Raw genomic sequence first — 16,642 nt, 5'->3', positions numbered from 1 at the left:
TACTGGATGTTGCACAAACTGGCACCCCGGCGAAATCACTGGTGCTGAGGGGCGCCCGAGATCAAGCTGCATGCCTGCTTGTCAACGGGAGTCCTTCATGCCCTTTTTCTTGCCGCCGCCACAGCCTGTGGCGCAGTTGTCTCAACAGGTTCAGGTGGGTGATGTGGTCTTCATCCGCGTGCCGGCCAGACCCTTCAGAGAGGTGGCCGATGCCACCCTGTCATGGACCAATCACGTTGGCGTGGTGGTTGCCCAAGGTGGGGCGGATCCGGTGGTGGCCGAAAGCACGTTTCCTTTCTCGCGGTTCACAACCCTGTCCCAGTTCGTCGCACGCTCGGAGGGTCACCGCCTCGCTGTCGCGCGTTTGACGGCACCGCTCACGCCGGTCCAGCGTCAGGCCTTGTATGTGGCGGCCCGCGAGCGCACGGGCGTCTTGTATGACACCGGCTTCAACCTGCGTTCGGGGCGGCAGTTCTGCTCCAAATACGTGCGCGAGGTGGTGGCGCAGGCCACAGGCCAGCAACTGGGCGAGGTGGAAAACTTCTCGACGCTGCTCGCGCACAACCCTAACGTCAACCTGCGCTTCTGGCAGGTCTGGTACTTCGGGCGTATTCCGTGGCAGCGAGAAACGGTCTCGCCGGCCAGCTTGCTGCAAAGCCCCCGGCTTCAGACCGTGTTTGACGGGGTGGTCACCACTGGCCCAGCAACCACTGGTTGATGTCCTGCACTTCGTCCAGGCACAGGCTGTGGGTCATGGGGTAGTCGTGCCAGTCGACACGGTATCCCCATTGCCGAAGTTGATCGCGGGCTGCGGCGCCTCGGCTCATCAGCACCACGTCATCGTGCTGGCCGTGCGCCATGAAGATGGGCGTGCGCTGGTTGGCCGCATGGCGCTCCGCCTGCGTGAACTGCGGCAAGGGCAGGTAGCCCGACAGCGCGATGATGCCGCCCAGCGCCTGCGGATAGCGCAAGCCGGCCATCAGAGCCATGGCGCAGCCTTGCGAAAAGCCCATCAGCACGATGCGCTCGGGCGCGACGCCGCGTTGCGCCTCGCGTTCGATCAAGGTGTTGATGGCGAGGTGCGAGCGGCGCAGACTGGCCTCGTCTTCACGACGCGTAGGGTCATTGGTGGGCAGGATGTCGTACCAGGCGCGCATCTCGTAGCCACCATTGATGCTCACCGGCATCACAGGGGCGCTGGGCATCACGAAGCGAACGGGGCCGATGGCCGAGAGGTTCAGTTCATCGCAGAAGGGTGCGAAGTCACTGCCATCGGCGCCCAGACCATGCAGGATGATGATGCTGGTCTGCGGGGTGGGGCCTGTTTCGATTTCGACGGTGTCCAGTTGCATGTCAAGACCTATGTGTTGCGGCGTGCCGTATCGTGCGATGAGGGTGTCTTGAGCATCAGGCTAGCCACTCGATGCCAGGCAGTCTCGCGCATTCCTGGCCAATGATGTCGGCCATGTCCTGCATATACGGGCGGCTGGCGAGCGCTTTCGGGCAAATGGCGTGCAGTTCGCTCCATAGCCCTTTGGGGCCGATGGGCACGGCCTTGACATAGTCGTGCTCCAGATAGCTTTGCAGGCCCCAGTTGGGCAGGGCGGCGATGCCGCGTCGGCTGGCCACCAGTTGCACGATGGCGACCGTCAGCTCAGCTGTGCGGCGCGTTGGTTCTACACCCGCCGGTTTGAGCACCTCGCGGATCAGGTCGATGCGCTGCTCGGGCACGGGGTAGGTGATCAGCGTCTGGTCGGCCATGTCCCTGGCGGTGAGGAAGCGCTTGTGACGCAGCGGGTGATCATTGGCCAGCACGGACAGGATCTCAAAGCGGAACAGGGGGCGTACAGACCAGGCCCGTTGCGACTTGGGGCGTGAGCCGATGACGAGGTCGGCGCGCCCTTCCTTGAGCAAGGCGAGCGGATCGGCATGAAAGCCAGCCACCAGATCCAGCTCCACCTCAGGCCAGCGCTGGCGGAACGCGTGCATCACCGGCATCAGCCAGTCGAAGCAGGTGTGGCATTCCAGCGCGATGCGCAGCTCGCCTGTGGTTTCACCCTTCATGCGTTGCAGATCGCGCTCGGCGGCACTCACGTCATTGAGCACGGTGCGTGCCAGTGCCAGCAATCGATCCCCCGCTGGCGTGAAGCGCAGGCCCTGGCGCGTGCGCTCGAACAACGGCGTGGCGTAGTGCGCTTCCACAGCCCGAACCTGGTGCGACAGGGCGGATTGCGTCAGGTGAACACGCTCGGCCGCTGTGGCCAGTTTGCCGGTGTCGGCGATGGCGATCAGTGAGCGAAGGTGGCGAACTTCAAGCATGAACCATATGTTAACAATATCGGCATGCTTGAGTTGAATTCAACTTTTGTTCAGCGGCGGCATCAGCACCTCGCCGTTGGGGCCCCATTCCACTTGGGTGATGCCTGGCTCCAGTTCTTCCAGCAGCCGGGCTTCTCGCACCTGTGGCGAGATGTCGCCCCGAAGTGCGCGCATGTCATCGGCGAGATGCCGTGTCTCACGCGCCTGCTCGCTGCGGTGCAGTGCTTGCTCGATCTGATCGACCAGATCGGCTTCGTCCCATGGTTTGGTCAAGTATCGAAAGGCCTCCACGTTGTTGATGGCTTTCATGATGGTGTCGACCTCGGTGGACGCCGACAGGATCATGCACACCGCATGTGGCTGGATCGTCTTGGCAGCTTGCAGGAAAGTGATGCCGTCCATCTGCGGCATGCGGTAGTCGCTGAGAATGATCTCGAACGTTGCTTCTTGAGCTCGCTCCAGCGCCTTGAGAGGGTCTACGAACGCCTCCATGCGGACGTTGAGCGGCAGGCGCCGACGTAGCACGCGCAACAAGGCGTTGGTCACATTGGCCTCGTCGTCCACGATCATCAGTTTGCTCATGGTGCTTCCTTCGCCGGCCGGGTGGCCAGCAAGATGGGGCGCCCGTTGCGGCGCTCGAATACGCGGATGCGCTTGATCAGGTCCGTGGTGAGCACATGCTCACTGGCCAGCAGCAACACGCCTTGCGGTGACAGAAGGTCGCGGGCCATGATCATGCCGGCCTGCAGCTCGTCCGGCCGCAGCAGTACCGCTTGTGCCTCGCTGGTGGTCTGAGCCGGTGTGTCGTGGTTGTTGGCCAGATGGGCGAACAGGCTCATGAAGGCATCCAGCACTTCGGGGTCGAATTGCGAACCTCGCCCGCGAAAGAGCAGGGCGCAGGCGTCGGCCGGCTTCATGTGTTCGCTGACCAGGCGGCCGTTAACGAGATCCTCGTAGGCATCGGCCACGGCGAGGATGCGTGCCTCCAGTGGGATGTCGTTGCCGGCCAGGCCGTCCGGGTAGCCCTGGCCATCGAAGCGTTCATGGTGGGCCCGGATCACAGCGGCCACGTTCTGCATGTCATCCTGGCCCAGCAAGGCCTGTTCGCCAAAGACAGGGTGCATGCGGTATGGTGCGGCTTCCCGTGGTGTCAGCTCGCTGGCAGCCTTGTTCAGCAAGGCGTCGGGCAGGCCGATCTGGCCGATGTCGTGCAGCAGGGCCGCGATCAGCACATCGTTGGTCTGGGACTCGTTGAGCCCCAGCACCTTGGCCGTCCGCAGGCTGAGGTCGGCCACACGGCGAGCGTGGCCCATCAACTGCCCTCCGCGCAGTTCAATCAGGTTGGAAAACGTCTTGATGGAGTTGAAGTAATTTTTCTTGACGCGCTCGTTGGCTTGCTCCAGCTCCTGCGTTCTGTCTGCCACCAGGGCTTCCAGGTGGGTGTTGAGGTGCTTGAGTTCCTCGTTTTGGCTGCGCGTCAGGGCTTCCAGTCTTTGCTTTTCTTCTTCCAGGAACTTGTGCTCGAAGGACTCCTTGATGGTCAGCACCAATTCGGCGTCGCCCCAAGGCTTGGTCAGGTAACGGTGTACCTGGCCTTCATTGATGGCAGCAATGGTGGCACTCACGTCCGAGTGGCCGGTCAGGAGCAGGCGCGTGACGTGGGGCCAGCCGCTGCGCACCTTCAGCATCAGGTCGGTGCCACTCATGCCAGGCATGCGCATGTCGGAGATCAGCAGATCGACCTGCTCGCGCGCCATCAAGGCCAGGGCATCGGGGCCGCCTGACGCGGTGAGCACACGGTGGCCGGTTCCCCTCAGCAGGCGAACCAGCGCGGCCAGGACGTTGGGCTCGTCGTCCACGCACAGGATTGTGCGCGTGGTGTCGGCATGGGCATCGGTATCGGGCGCAGGTACAAAGGCCGCAGGCGAGCCGATCGCATGCAGTTCGGGCATGGGGAAGCCATGGGCGGCATCCCGCTCGGGATGCTCGCTCAGCGGTTCATTGAGGACGGCGTCGATGTCGAACATCACGGGTTTGCTGCTCAGCGTCTGGCTCGGTTGTGCGCTCATTCCTGGGCCTCCGTGCTGTGGTGTCGAACGGGCAGGCTGATACGAAAGCAGGTGCCTTGGCCGGGTTCGCTTCTCACATCGATGTGACCGTTGTGCTTTTGCACGATGCCATAGGAGAGTGACAAACCCAGTCCCGTGCCCTTGCCCACTGGCTTGGTCGTGAAGAAGGGGTCGAACACCTTGCTGATATGTTCTTTGGCGATGCCGCAGCCGTTGTCTTCCACCTCGATCCATACCTGCTCGCTGTCGCCTTCTCCCGTTCGACCCGTGCGGATGGTGATGGTGCCGCGCTCGGCGGTAATGGCGTGTGTGGCGTTGATCAGCAGGTTCATGATGACCTGGTTGATCTCGGATGGCAGGCATTGCACATCAGGGATGTCGCCGAATACCTTGGCGACATCGGCCTTGTACTTGATCTCGTTGTTGACGATGTTGAGTGTGGACTCGATCCCTCTGTGCAGGTTGGCCCAGACCCATTCCTGACTGGCGCCAACGCGTGAGAAGTCCTTGAGATCACTGACGATCTTGCGGACTCTTGAAATGCCCTCACGGGACTCCTGCATCAGGTTTGGGATGTCCTCTTTGAGGTAGTCCAGTTCGATTTGTTCGCGCAGCTTCTTGAGTTGCAGGCCTTGGGGGGTGTCGCTCAGGTGTCGTTCTGCTTCTTCATAGGCCGACAGCATCTGAAACAGGTGAACGAGGTAACGCTCCAGCGTGCCAAAGTTCGAGAAGATGTAGCCGATCGGGTTGTTGATCTCGTGCGCCACGCCTGCAGCCAGTTGGCCGATCGAAGCCAGCTTTTCTGATTGCACGAGCTTGTCCTGCGTGGCGGACAACTTCGCATTGAGGATCTTGAGCTCTTCGTTGGCGCGCAGGAGTTCGTGCACCTGATGCGGGCCGCTGCATGGCTGGCAGGATTTGGCTTGCGCGCTGTTCAGGGCTGGATCGGTGGTGGGCATGGCATGACTCCTTGTGGCATCAAGTCAGAAGTGCAGGGCGCTGCACACGCCTTCGAACTGGTGTTCCACATCCGCAAACAGCTGGAGGCAGGCTTCATTGCCCGGGGCCATGGCAGCCCAGACTTCCGGCGGCGTGGGAGGGACGGTCTCGTTGTCGTCGCCTGACAGGCCCAGCGCATGAGAGATGGCGTCCGCCAGATGCGCCACGCCAGCCAGGCCAGGGCCCGGGCGCATGCCGGGGGCATGGTGGTGTGCGATGGCCTCCACGATCTGGGGGGCAAACTGCCAGCGCTCGGCCAGCAAGGCGCCAACGACCGTGTGGTCGGTCCCCAGCACGGCTTGTTCGGCGTCGATGTTGATGCAGTCGTGCTGGTGTTTGAAGTCGGCAACGGTGGCCAGCCTTTCCGGCACGATGCAGGCCAGGGCGAGTTGACCGATGTCATGCAGCAAGCCGACGGTGAAACCCAGGTCGGGGTTGAGGTGCTGGCTGCGGGCCAAGGCCTGCCCCGCCAGCGCTGCACCCAAGGCGTGGCGCCAGAAGATGCGAGGGTGGAATCCGGGGCGAGGCCTGACCTTGATGGCGTCCGAGGCCGCCGCAGCCAGCACCATGAGGCCCACCGTGCGGCGCCCCAGCATCTGCAGGGCCTCTGGAATGGACTGAATCTGGCGGCTCAGGCCATAAAAGGAGGAGTTGGCCAGCCGCAAGGCCTTGGCGCTCAAGCCGGGGTCCTTGGCCAGCTTGTCTGCCAGGTAGTCGCCGCTGACGCCCTCATCGTTCATCAGCCGCACGAGCTCGGTCACGATCTCTGGCAAGGCCGGCAACGCCTTGACCTGTGACGTGATGTGCTCGGCACTCAGGTGTTGGGTATACATGCGGATGCCTCCTGCCTGTAGCGCAAGATCAGGTGCAGCAAGGGGCTGACTTGCCCGGAGCGCAAGGTGTGGCGGAATCGGTGCTCCAGCAAAGGTTGCAGTGCGCCTCGCTCCAGGTTTGCGCCGGCTCGGGGCTGCGGCGTGGGCTTAAGGGGATGTTCTGTCGGGGGCATGGTGTCATCCTGTCGCCGGGAGGTCAGATGTGTCAGGCAGGCCAAGGGCGCTCTGACTGGGGATCAGCACCATGAGTGAGCCGCGCGAGCGCGTGTTGCCCGTCATGGGTCTGCATACAGCGCGGAAGGCCTGGCCACACAAGGTGATGTCGTGATAGCGGCCATCGCTGAGCCGCCACACGTCGGCCAGCGCGCTCTCGGGTACGTCGGTCACGTGCAGGCCGAGCATGCCGGCCGATCCGGCGAACACGCGTTCGGCGTCGGAGTTCATGAAGGCGACCATGCCGCCTTGATCCAGGCCGATCACGGGCGTGGGCATGTTTTCCAGCATCTCGCGTGCGACCACGAGGCTGGTTTCTTCTCGGTGGATGTGTTCGCGCTGTGATTCGAGCAGGTGCTTGAGTCGCCCGTTGACTTCGGCCAGCTCTCGGTTGGCTTCCTGCACTTCACGGTCAAGGCGCTTGTTGTCGTCGGCCATTTCCTTTTGATGGAAAGCCTCCTGAATGTGCGTGCGCACATGCTCGTCGTCCCAGGGCTTGGTCAGGAACTTGTAGATGGCTCCTTCATTGATGGCATCGGTGATGGTGCGCAGCTCCGTGAAGCCAGAGAGCACCATGCGGATGGTTTCGGGATACAGCTCCTTGGTCCTGCGTAGAAACTCCACTCCGGTCATGCCGGGCATGCGCTGGTCTGACACGATGACGTCCACCTCGTTTTCAGCCAGCTTCTGAAGGCCCTCGGTGCCGCTTTCAGCCGTCACGATGTGGTAGCCGTCCTTGCGCAGCAGGCGCTTGAGCGCGCTCACGATGTTCTGGTCATCGTCGACCACCAGCAGGGTGCGCGTGCGCTTTTTTCTGCCCAGCATGTGATCGGGCAGGGCGCGGCCCTCCAAGAGCATGGCCGTGAACTCGCGGTCATCCATTGGCGGGCTGAACAGGAAACCCTGCATCTGGTCACACTGATTGGCGCATAGCAGGGCCAGCTCGCCCACGTTCTCGACGCCCACCGCCAAGACCTTCTTTTGCAGGCCATGGGCCATGTTGATGATGGCGCGGGTGATAGACACATCCTGCGTCTCGGTGGTGACATCCGGCACGAGCGAGCGGTCGATCTTGACCACATCAATAGGCAGGCGCCGAAGGCTCTGTAAGCTGGCGTAGCCGGTGCCGAAATCGTCCAGGGCGATGGACGTGCCGATGGCCTTGAGATGCTGCAAGGTGTCTGCCACGGCGTCTTGCTGGTCGTGCAACATGCGCTCTGTCAGCTCCACGGTCAGCAGGTGAGGCGGCAAGCCACTGTGAATCAAGGTCGCTTCGATCACGGCGGCAATATTGGGCTGCTGCAGTTGTTTGGGAGATAGGTTGACGGCCACGTGAATGGGGCGGGACGCGATCTTCTGCCACTGCGCGGCAGCCTCGCAGGCCTTTGTCAGAACCCATTCGCCAAGAGGCAGGATCAGGCTCGTGTCCTCCGCAATGGGGATGAATTCGGCGGGTGACACTTGCCCCAGCTCGGGGTGGCGCCACCTGAGCAGGGCTTCGGCGCCTACGATCTGTCCGTGCGTGAGGTCTACCTGTGGCTGAAAGGCGAGTTGGAACTCCTGGCGCTCCAGGGCGCCCCTCAGAGCCGTCTCGATGGCAATGCGGGCGCTTATGCGGGCGTTGGCTTGTGGTGTGTAGCTGTAGACCTTGTTGGGGCCTTGCGAGATGGCCATGCGCATGGCCGCTTGCGCCTGCCTGAGCACGTGTTCGGGCTCGCCGGTGTCGCGAGGAAAAACCACGGCGCCGACGTTGCAACTCAGCTGCAGGCTTTTGTTGTTGAGTTGAATGGGCGTGGTTGCGGCCTCTTGCAGTGCACGGCTCAACTGCAGCACCGCGTCATCGCCGATGTGGGGCGCATGGCTGACCATCAAGGCAAACTCGCCGCCACTCAGGTGGGCCAGGAGGTCCGTGCCCTTGGGGATGCCGGACAGGCGACGCGTCAGGATCTGCATCACCTGATCGCCCGTCGCAAAACCCTCGATCTCGTTGATGTGCTGCAGTTCATTGACCCCCATCACCAGGATGGCGATGTTGCGGTGATCCATGATGGCCAGAAGGGCTTCGCTGCGCAGCCGTTCGCGAAAAAATTGCTGGTTCGGCAGCCCCGTTATCTCGCAAAACTGGAGCACGCGCGGGCCCGATGGCGGTGGTGCTGCGGCGCCATGGCCACTGTCCTGCAGGGCAATCAAGGCCAGTTCGAGCTCCCCATCTTGCGCATGCTGCACGCTCAGTTGCACCTGTAGTGTTCGGCCATTGGCCGTGCACCAATCGCTCGCCAGGTTTCTGTGGCCGACCTGCTTGAGAGATTGCAGAGACTCCTGCCAGCTATCGGGCCTGCGGTGGGGCGCGATGGCAAAGATCGGCAAGGTCAGCAGGTGTTCGCGTTGATAGCCCAGGAGTTTGCAGACGGCATCATTGGCATAGTGAATGCGGGCGTGCTGATCCACGGCCATCACGGGTGTTGGCAGACGATCCAGGATCAGGCCGTGCAGCCACAGTGCCTGCAATTGCTGCTGTTGCGCTTCTTGTTGGCGTTGCGCTCGTCGCAGGGTCTGGCGTGATTCCGTGATGTCTGTGATCGTGACCAGGTCGGCATCTTCGCCCGCCACAAGCACACGCAAGCCGCACATCTTGGCGTCAAAGCGCGAGCCGTCCTTGCGCAGGCATTGCACTTCATAGGGAAGCTCCGGAACCATGCGTCGTCTTCGTCGCACATGCACCATCACGGTGTCCCTGTCCTCCGGCGCGGTCAACGACAGGCTGCTTAAGGCGACCAGATCCTGGTTGGCGTAGCCGAACAGATCCAGCAGTGCCTGATTGGCATACAGGAAGCGGCCATCGCGTGCCACAAAGGCGCCGGCAGGCAGATCGCTCAGCAGGGCATGCCAGTCCCATTCGTCCTGGTTTGACGCTGCCAGAGCCGGCGGAGGTCTTTCGGTAGGCATGAAGGCCCTTACCCATCTGGATATCGTGGACTTCGGGTCCTCCTCCCGAAGTGCTCGCCGGCTTTGGATGCGCGGCCATTGGTTCAGGATATCGGCGCTCTATCGCGTCGTGGAGGGGGTGGGCCCGTTTCATTCGCGGGGCAATGTGATGAATTGCCGCCTCGCCCGGGTGATCAACGGGTTGTCTCATGCCAAAAAAATGGGCGGAGACATTGCTCCGCCCATTGATTGGTTGCTCCGGTGATTTGTGATCAAGGTTTGATGTAGAGCGAGTTGTTGTAAGCACTCTCCAGCACACCCTTGGCACCACCACCCCCGGTGATGTTGGAGTTGATGAACAGCACGCCGAGCACGCGGGGGCCAGTCACGGGGCCGAACATGGCCACCGATGTGCTGATGTTGTCGCACACGCCGTTGCCATCACAGTTGGCGCCCCAGCCGCCGTTCTTTTCCAGCTCGGTGTTGGTGTCCACATCCCAACCCAGGCCACGTTGACGCATGGTCTCGAACAGGTCTTTGCCATTGGATGCAGCAAGGATCTTGCCGTCCTTGGCGTTGAGGCTCAGCATCACCTTGGCCATGTCTTCAACAGACAGGTACCAGCCGGCGGCGCCACAGATCAGCGAAACGTCGCCCCAGTTCATGCCGCCGGTGTTGTCGGCCGGGCCCTTGTAGGCGTAGGCAAAGTTCGTGTTGTTGACGGGGGGCTTGCAGCTCACGCCATTTTGGCCGACCAGGTTGAACACGTTTTGCTGGACCAGTTGCGTGTATTGATTGGCCAATGTTTGCGGGCGGGTCGCCTGGTTGGCATCTTCGGCAAAGCCGGCCACCTTGGGCATCAGCACACGCATGATGGCAAAGTTGTAGTTGCTGTAGCACCAGCCCTGGTTGTTCACGTTGATCGGGTTGGCCGGGTTGACCACACCGGAGCCCTGGCACATGGTGTTGGCGTTGGCGCTGACCGCTTGCGAGAAGAAGGACTTGAGCTTGGCGTAGTCCATCGAGACATTGCCGTAGTCCTTGATGCCGCTGCGTTGGCCCAGCAGTTGGGCAAAGGTGATGTTCTTGACGTAGTTGCTTTGAACACTCCAGTCAGAAGGCAGGTAGGCGCCAATGGCGGTGTCCAGGCTGATGCCCTTCTGATCGAGCAGGCGCACCGCGGCGATGGTGGTCACCAGCTTGCTGACGCTGGCCACGGTGATCTTGGTGTTGGACTTGAAGTCGGTTTCGGGCGCATCGGCCGAGGTGCGGGCGTCACCGTAGCTGCTGAACTTGGGGTACTGGCCCACGAAGAAGCTGTAGCCTGTGACCTTGCCGTCCAGTTGGGCGCGGACCTTCTTTTCGATGTCGCACACCTTCACGCACTGGTTGCCCGAGCAGATGGGCACGCTGGGCGGCACCTTGGCGTAGTCGCTCCAGCCTTCCTTGATCAGCAGCGATTCGCGATGCGGGTCCATCGGCGTCTGGGCCTGGGGGCCGCGCCAGTCCAGCACGCTGCTGAACTGCGGTCCGCACACATTGCGGTATTGCGCGCTCCACTGGCTGTACTGCTGCTCTTCGGGCAACTGGGATTGCGCGGCGGGCAGCACGGCGTCCAGGTGCACGTTCACGGTGGTTGACGCGCCCGGTTGCAGCGTGGGGATGCTCACACCGTAGGTGTTCTGCTTCATCAACTGGTTGCCATCCTTCACCGACAGCCAGGCCGGATCGGTCACCACCTTGCTGGTGTTGGTCAGCTTCAGGGTGACATCTGCGCCAGCATAGTGAATCTGCGTGTAGGGCACCACGCCGATCTTTTCCTCATAGGTGAGGATCTCGACCTTGGGGAAGTTGGCGCTGGGCCCAAACACGATGGTCGGGGTGTTGACCGTGGTGGCCGGTGTGGTGTTGATGGTGGGCGAGGTGGTGCCGATGACGGGCGTGCCGCTGGCGGCCATCGCGTGCAGTGGCACGAAGGTGGCCGCGAAGCCTGCGGCAAAGCTGGCCAGGGTGAAGGCGCCGTAGCGGAGGCGTTGGCGGGTTGAAACTTTCATGTGAATCTCCAGGAAAAGAAAATCGGGTTGCACGGGGCAGCGCGGTGGGTTGGTGTGGCGTGCTGTCAGGGCGCCGGTCCGTGCTGACAGGTCGCCATTGAATGCGTCCGGCAGCCTGCTCGCATCCCCCCAAGGTGGGTTTCCACCATCGAGAGGGGCTGTGGCGGATGTCGCTGCGCGATTGCGTGTGCGGCCCGTTTTCCGCCAGGTTTCAGGCCACGCATGCCTGCCCTCGGGGGGGGGCGGCGTGGTGGCTTTGGTACACTGTCGCCTGTCATTCGGGAGTAGCTGCGCCTCGTCACGAGGCGGCCCGCGTCAACACAATTGGCCCCATAGGGCCATGGCGCCGGCGGTTACGGCCCCGGGCTGGTCACATTGATCATCGGCCCAGGCCTTTTCTTGGCAAGACGTCTGACCATGTGCTGCTTCACGGCTGGTGGGCGGTATATGGTCACGCGTACACACCAGCCAAGGACCCTCCAGATGGAATCCCTTCTCATATCGACCGGCGTGGTCGCCCTGGCAGAAATTGGCGACAAGACCCAATTGCTGGCCTTCATCCTGGCCGCGCGTTTCAAGCGCCCCGTGCCCATCATCCTGGGCATCCTGGCTGCCACCCTGGTCAACCATGGTCTTGCGGGCGCCCTGGGCACCTGGATCACCTCGGTGGTGTCACCCCAAGCCATGCGCTGGGTGCTGGGCTTGAGCTTCATCGGCATGGCCATTTGGACCCTGATCCCCGATGAAATCGAAGAGGAAGAAACCAAAGTGGCCCATAAGCTGGGCGTGTTCGGCGCCACGCTGGTGACCTTCTTCCTTGCTGAGATGGGGGACAAGACGCAACTGGCCACGGTGGCCTTGGCCGCGCACTATGTCTCGCCCTTCATGGTGGTGGCGGGCACGACCCTGGGTATGCTGATTGCCGATGTGCCCGCAGTGTTTGTCGGCAACCGGTTTGCCGAGAAAATCCCGATGAAGCTGGTGCACGGTATTGCCGCCGCCATCTTTGCCGTGATGGGTGTGCTCACGCTGCTCCAGATCGACAAGTTGTTCGCCTGATCGATGTCGATCGGCACAAAAAAAGGCCCAGGTATGAGAGACACGGAATTGTCTGAATGGATCCACGACCACGTCTTCGATGAGGGCAGCCAGCAGGCCGAGACCCGCACGAGGTTGGTGATGTGGATCACGCTGGCCACCATGGTCATCGAGATCACGGCGGGTTGGTGGTTCAACTCCATGGCCTTGCTGGCCGATGGCTGGCACATGAGCTCGCACGCCGTGGCCATCGGCTTGAGCGCCTTTGCCTATGCGGCCGCGCGCCGCTATGCGAAGGACCCGCGCTTTGCCTTTGGCACCTGGAAGATCGAGGTGCTGGCGGGCTTTGCCAGTGGGGTGTTCCTGGTCGGGGTGGCAGGCCTGATGATCTTCGGCTCGGTCGAGCGCTTGCTGACGCCGGAGCCCATTCATTACCGCGAGGCCTTGATCGTGGCCGCACTGGGGCTGGGCGTGAACCTGATCTGCGCCTTTATCCTGGGTGGCGTGCACGACCACGATCACGCGGGGCATGGGCATCACCATCATGGGCATGATCACGGGCATGGGCACCAACACGGTCACGACCACCATCACCACGCCGATCATGGGCATCAGCATGACCTGAACCTGAAGTCGGCCTATGTGCACGTGCTGGCCGATGCGGCCACCTCCGTGCTGGCCATCCTGGCGCTGATCGGCGGCTGGATGTACGGCTGGTCCTGGCTGGACCCGGTGATGGGGCTGGTGGGCGCCGTGCTGGTGGCGGTGTGGGCCAAGGGCCTGGTGATCGAGACAGGCAAGGTGCTGCTGGACCGGGAGATGGACCATCCGGTGGTGGAAGAGATCCGCGAGGTGATCGCCGAGCTGGCTGCCCATGAGGACAGCCACCTGACCGATCTGCACGTGTGGCGGGTGGGCAAGGCCGTGTACTCATGCGCCCTGACGGTGGTCACGCGCGATGAGGCCCTGACGCCTGCCTTGATCCGCGAGGCCTTGAAGGTGCATGAAGAGATCGTGCACGCCACGATCGAGGTGCACTACATTCGATGACGTGATTCATGGAGGCAACCATGTTCGGCAAGCTGATCTTCCGGCAACTGTTTGATGCCGCTTCATCAACCTATACCTATCTTCTGGGATGCCCGGTGACCCGGCAGGCCGTGATCATCGACACCGTGTTCGAGCAGCACCTGCGTGATCGCGCCTTGATCGAAGAGTTGGGCCTCACGTTGCAGGCGGCGCTTGATACGCATTGCCACGCCGATCACGTGACCGGCGCCTGGTTGATGCAGCAGGCCACCGCGTGCCGCATCGGGATCTCGAAGCGCTATGGCGAGGCCATGCGAGGCGCGGATTGGCTGCTCGATCATGGCGACAAGGTCGTGTTCGGCGAGCGCCACCTCGCGGTGCGGGCCACGCCGGGGCACACCGATGGTTGCGTCTCTTATGTGCTGGACGATCAGCAGATGGCCTTCACGGGTGACAGCCTGTTGATCCGCGGTGCGGGCCGTTGTGACTTCCAGCAAGGGCACGCGGGCACCTTGTATCGATCGATCACGCAGCAGCTGTTCAGCCTGCCCGAGGATTGCCTGATCTTCCCCGGGCACGACTACGCGGGCCGGACCATGTCATCCGTGGCCGAAGAGCGTGCGCACAACCCCCGCATCGGCGGGCAGGCGGACGAGCGCGATTTCGTCGGCTTCATGCAGAACCTGCATCTGCCGCATCCCAAGCAGCTGGCGGTGGCGCTGCCGGCCAATATGCGCTCGGGGCAGCCGGCCGATGGCAAGGTGCCGCAACTGGCGGATTGGGGCCCCGTGCGGCAAACGTATGCGGGTTTGCTGGAGATCGAGCCGGAGTGGGTGTCCGAGCACCTCGATGAGGTGCTGGTGCTGGATGTGCGTCAGCCGCAAGAGGTGGACGAGCGCCTGGGCCGCATCCAGGGGGCGCGGATCCTGCCTTTGAGCGAACTGAAAGCAGCGCTGGCTCAGATCCCGCAGGACAAGCCCGTTGTCACCGTGTGCCATGCCGGCATGCGCTCCGGTCAGGCCACGGTCATCCTGCGCCAAGGGGGCTTCACGCGTGTCGCCAATATGCGCGGCGGCATGCTGACCTGGCAGCAACTGGGGCTGCCGGTCAGCTCATCGCCTTCAGCCTGAGTGGTTCAGCTGGCGGCCAGCACCACGCATTCGCGCCGCAGCAGCGCCAGGGCGTCGTTGTGCGAGGTCACGGCGTCGCTGAGCAGCAGGGGTTGCGCTTCCTGCAGGAACAGGCGCCACAGCTCGACATAGCCTTCGCGCAAGGCGGCGGGCGCGTGAGCCTGGATGAAGGCCTTCGCGCGCTCCGGGTGCAGCCCTGACTTGCGGATCTTGCGGATCAGCGTGGCGGCGCTCTTGTCGGTCATGCTGATCTTGGGCGCGCTACCTGCTGCGATGTGCAGGAACACGGTCAACAGGGCGTCTTCGTCGGTCTGGCCTTGTGTGGCCTTGCGCCATTCGTTGGAGGCACTGCGCTCGTGGTGGTCGATCTCGGCCAGCGCGTCTTCGATCCAGAAGTAGCGGCCCATGAAGGCCGTGGTCTGCATGAAGAGCTTGCGTGGCGAGAGGTTCGCATCCAGGATGCGCGGCATGTCGGCCAGCAGGGATTGGCGCACCGTTTCAACCGCACCGTGCAGGTGGGCGGGCAGCTCATCGGGCACCACGATGCCTTCATCGCTGGCCAGCATGGGTTGGCGCCGCAGCACGCCAATGGTCTTTTCGAAGCCGATCCAGTCGGGCAGGGCATCGCGGCCCACGGCTTCGATCAGCAAGGCGGTGCGGATCACGGCTTCGGCTTCGGCGCCGAACTCTTCCAGCTCGTCGTCGCTGGCATCGAGCTGGGCGGCCATCCAGGTAGCGGCTTCGATCAGGTCGGCGGCATGGCGGCGGGTGGCCAGCTCGGCGCGGTAGTCGGCCAGCGGGCGCAAGGTCCACTTGGCCAGATGCGGGATCATGTCGTCGGTGAAACCCTTGCGCTCGCTCATGCCGAAGTGCGAGCTTTGCGGCATGGCGATCAGCTTCTTGAGCATGTCCGAGCCGCCTTTGGAGCGCGACAGCAGGGAGTTGTCGCGCAAGGCCTCGGCGGCGCGGTGCACATCGCCCTGGCAGGACTCTTCCAGAAAGAGGCTGACCAGGTTGATCATGCGCTCGCGGGCTTTTTCGAGTTCGGGGCGCAGGAACTCGCTGCCAAAGTAGCCAGCGATCTGCACCATGCCTTTGGGCGCTTCCACGCAGATGGCGTCCAGCTTGGCCTGGTTGATCAGGCCATTGGCCACGCCGTACTGCAAGGCCTTTTCAAAGAAGGGCCGTGCGTCGTAGAGCGAGATCGCAGCGGGGGCGGCCGTGGGCTGTGCGGTGTCGGTTGAAGGCTCGTTCATGGCGGGGCGCTGTGCAGATCAGATCGCGGATTCTTCGTCCGGGTCGATGGCGGCCTGGGTGATGCGGCCACGGTCGGTGTCGCCGGTTTCCACCTTGCCGTCGCTCTCTTCGGCTTCGTCTTCATCGTCGCCGGGCGCATCTTCGCCACGCAGGGCCTTGGCACGCAGCACCAGCAGCATCTCGCAGAACAGGTCAGGGCACTGGTAGCGCAGCAGCCAGGCCAGTTCCATCCAGTCGTTGTCGGCCACTTCGTCGTGTTGCAGCACAGGGCGCACGTGAGCCGATGCCAGCAGGGCCTGCTCGGACATCATCTGACCGTCGTCTTCCATCGTGTCGAAGTTGCCGGTGCGCGCAAAGGCTTCCACGCGGCTCCACTTGTCGGCGAAGTAGTTGGCCAGCGCTTCGCTGCCACCTTCCAGATCGCCGAGCGCCTGCAGGAACTCGATCGGGTCGGCATCTTCTCGGAAGATGATGGAGTTGACCATGCCGCGCAGGTGGACGTGCTTGAGGTCCTTGTAGCGCTTTTCGATCACGACGGCGCGGGCGAACTGCTCGGGCGAGATCAGCATGTTGATGACCGAGTCCTTGGAGGGGTCGTACTCGCGGATCACGGCCAGGATGTCCTTGGGGGGCAGTTGTTCCAGGACGACCATCAGGGCCTTGTCGCCCTCCTTGTCGGCCAGGTCCACGAGGATGGCTTCGGCGCCAACGATGTCTCCCGCGGCAATGAGGCTCTGGGTCTGCTGGATGAGTGCAATCTCGTTCATGGTATGGGT

General features: G+C 62.8%; 15 protein-coding genes and 1 riboswitch. Of the genes, 4 read left to right on the top strand and 11 right to left on the bottom strand.

From position 1 onward, the window contains the following. Positions 1–97 precede the first annotated feature (97 nt). Positions 98–718 (top strand): YebB family permuted papain-like enzyme, encoded by a 621-nt coding sequence (locus HY836_RS01850; protein ID WP_290673007.1) that lies wholly within the window; start codon positions 98–100, stop codon positions 716–718. Here the strand turns inward: HY836_RS01850 and HY836_RS01845 are convergent. The 9 genes from HY836_RS01845 to HY836_RS01805 all read right to left on the bottom strand — a co-directional run bounded on the left by HY836_RS01845 (position 690) and on the right by HY836_RS01805 (position 11,412). After that, the gene (locus HY836_RS01845; protein ID WP_290673005.1) at positions 690–1,352 is read right to left on the bottom strand and encodes an alpha/beta fold hydrolase; all 663 of its coding nucleotides are present in this window, start codon (positions 1,350–1,352) and stop codon (positions 690–692) included. The genes HY836_RS01850 and HY836_RS01845 overlap by 29 nt on opposite strands. A gap of 55 nt (positions 1,353–1,407) precedes the next feature. Beyond that, positions 1,408–2,319 carry a LysR family transcriptional regulator gene (locus tag HY836_RS01840; protein WP_290673003.1) on the bottom strand — a complete coding sequence of 304 codons (912 nt, stop codon included), beginning with the start codon at positions 2,317–2,319 and terminating at the stop codon, positions 1,408–1,410. A gap of 39 nt (positions 2,320–2,358) precedes the next feature. Further along, positions 2,359–2,901 carry a response regulator gene (locus HY836_RS01835; RefSeq protein ID WP_290673001.1) on the bottom strand — a complete coding sequence of 181 codons (543 nt, stop codon included), beginning with the start codon at positions 2,899–2,901 and terminating at the stop codon, positions 2,359–2,361. Beyond that, positions 2,898–4,388 (bottom strand): HD domain-containing phosphohydrolase, encoded by a 1,491-nt coding sequence (locus HY836_RS01830; RefSeq protein ID WP_290672999.1) that lies wholly within the window; start codon positions 4,386–4,388, stop codon positions 2,898–2,900. Before HY836_RS01830 ends, HY836_RS01835 begins: the two co-directional genes overlap by 4 nt. Then, a complete protein-coding gene (locus HY836_RS01825) occupies positions 4,385–5,347 on the bottom strand; it encodes an ATP-binding protein (protein WP_290672997.1) in 963 nt (320 codons plus the stop codon). The genes HY836_RS01830 and HY836_RS01825 overlap by 4 nt, the downstream gene beginning before the upstream one ends. A gap of 24 nt (positions 5,348–5,371) precedes the next feature. Next, positions 5,372–6,220 carry an HDOD domain-containing protein gene (locus HY836_RS01820; RefSeq protein ID WP_290672995.1) on the bottom strand — a complete coding sequence of 283 codons (849 nt, stop codon included), beginning with the start codon at positions 6,218–6,220 and terminating at the stop codon, positions 5,372–5,374. Beyond that, positions 6,202–6,393, bottom strand: coding sequence for a hypothetical protein (locus tag HY836_RS01815; RefSeq protein ID WP_290672993.1), 192 nt, complete (start codon positions 6,391–6,393; stop codon positions 6,202–6,204). The genes HY836_RS01820 and HY836_RS01815 overlap by 19 nt, the downstream gene beginning before the upstream one ends. 4 nt (positions 6,394–6,397) lie before the next feature. Further along, positions 6,398–9,379, bottom strand: coding sequence for an EAL domain-containing protein (locus HY836_RS01810; protein WP_290672991.1), 2,982 nt, complete (start codon positions 9,377–9,379; stop codon positions 6,398–6,400). 251 nt (positions 9,380–9,630) lie between these two features. Beyond that, the gene (locus HY836_RS01805) at positions 9,631–11,412 is read right to left on the bottom strand and encodes a serine hydrolase (RefSeq protein ID WP_290672989.1); all 1,782 of its coding nucleotides are present in this window, start codon (positions 11,410–11,412) and stop codon (positions 9,631–9,633) included. 267 nt (positions 11,413–11,679) lie between these two features. Beyond that, a riboswitch (yybP-ykoY riboswitch) is annotated at positions 11,680–11,875 on the top strand. 20 nt (positions 11,876–11,895) lie between these two features. On the opposite strand from HY836_RS01805, the gene HY836_RS01800 reads away from it, so the two are divergent. The 3 genes from HY836_RS01800 to HY836_RS01790 are packed head-to-tail and all read left to right on the top strand — an operon-like array spanning position 11,896 to position 14,609. Then, positions 11,896–12,471: a TMEM165/GDT1 family protein gene (locus HY836_RS01800; protein WP_290672987.1), complete on the top strand. Its 576-nt coding sequence runs from the start codon at positions 11,896–11,898 to the stop codon at positions 12,469–12,471. Positions 12,472–12,504: 33 nt separating this feature from the next. Then, the gene (gene dmeF / locus HY836_RS01795; RefSeq protein WP_290672985.1) at positions 12,505–13,500 is read left to right on the top strand and encodes a CDF family Co(II)/Ni(II) efflux transporter DmeF; all 996 of its coding nucleotides are present in this window, start codon (positions 12,505–12,507) and stop codon (positions 13,498–13,500) included. Positions 13,501–13,532: 32 nt separating this feature from the next. Next, positions 13,533–14,609: an MBL fold metallo-hydrolase gene (locus HY836_RS01790; RefSeq protein ID WP_290673137.1), complete on the top strand. Its 1,077-nt coding sequence runs from the start codon at positions 13,533–13,535 to the stop codon at positions 14,607–14,609. Between the two features lie 5 nt (positions 14,610–14,614). On the opposite strand, the gene HY836_RS01785 is transcribed toward HY836_RS01790, so the two are convergent. Then, positions 14,615–15,865: a hypothetical protein gene (locus tag HY836_RS01785; protein WP_290672983.1), complete on the bottom strand. Its 1,251-nt coding sequence runs from the start codon at positions 15,863–15,865 to the stop codon at positions 14,615–14,617. 18 nt (positions 15,866–15,883) lie between these two features. After that, on the bottom strand, positions 15,884–16,633 hold the full coding sequence (locus tag HY836_RS01780) for a hypothetical protein (RefSeq protein WP_290672981.1): 750 nt from the start codon (positions 16,631–16,633) through the stop codon (positions 15,884–15,886). Between the last annotated feature and the right edge of the window lie 9 nt (positions 16,634–16,642).

This window comes from Aquabacterium sp. (assembly GCF_016234775.1).
Taxonomy (GTDB): Bacteria; Pseudomonadota; Gammaproteobacteria; order Burkholderiales; family Burkholderiaceae_C; genus Aquabacterium.
Note: the sequence above shows the minus strand (reverse complement) of the source record. Positions and strands in the feature narration are given on the sequence as shown.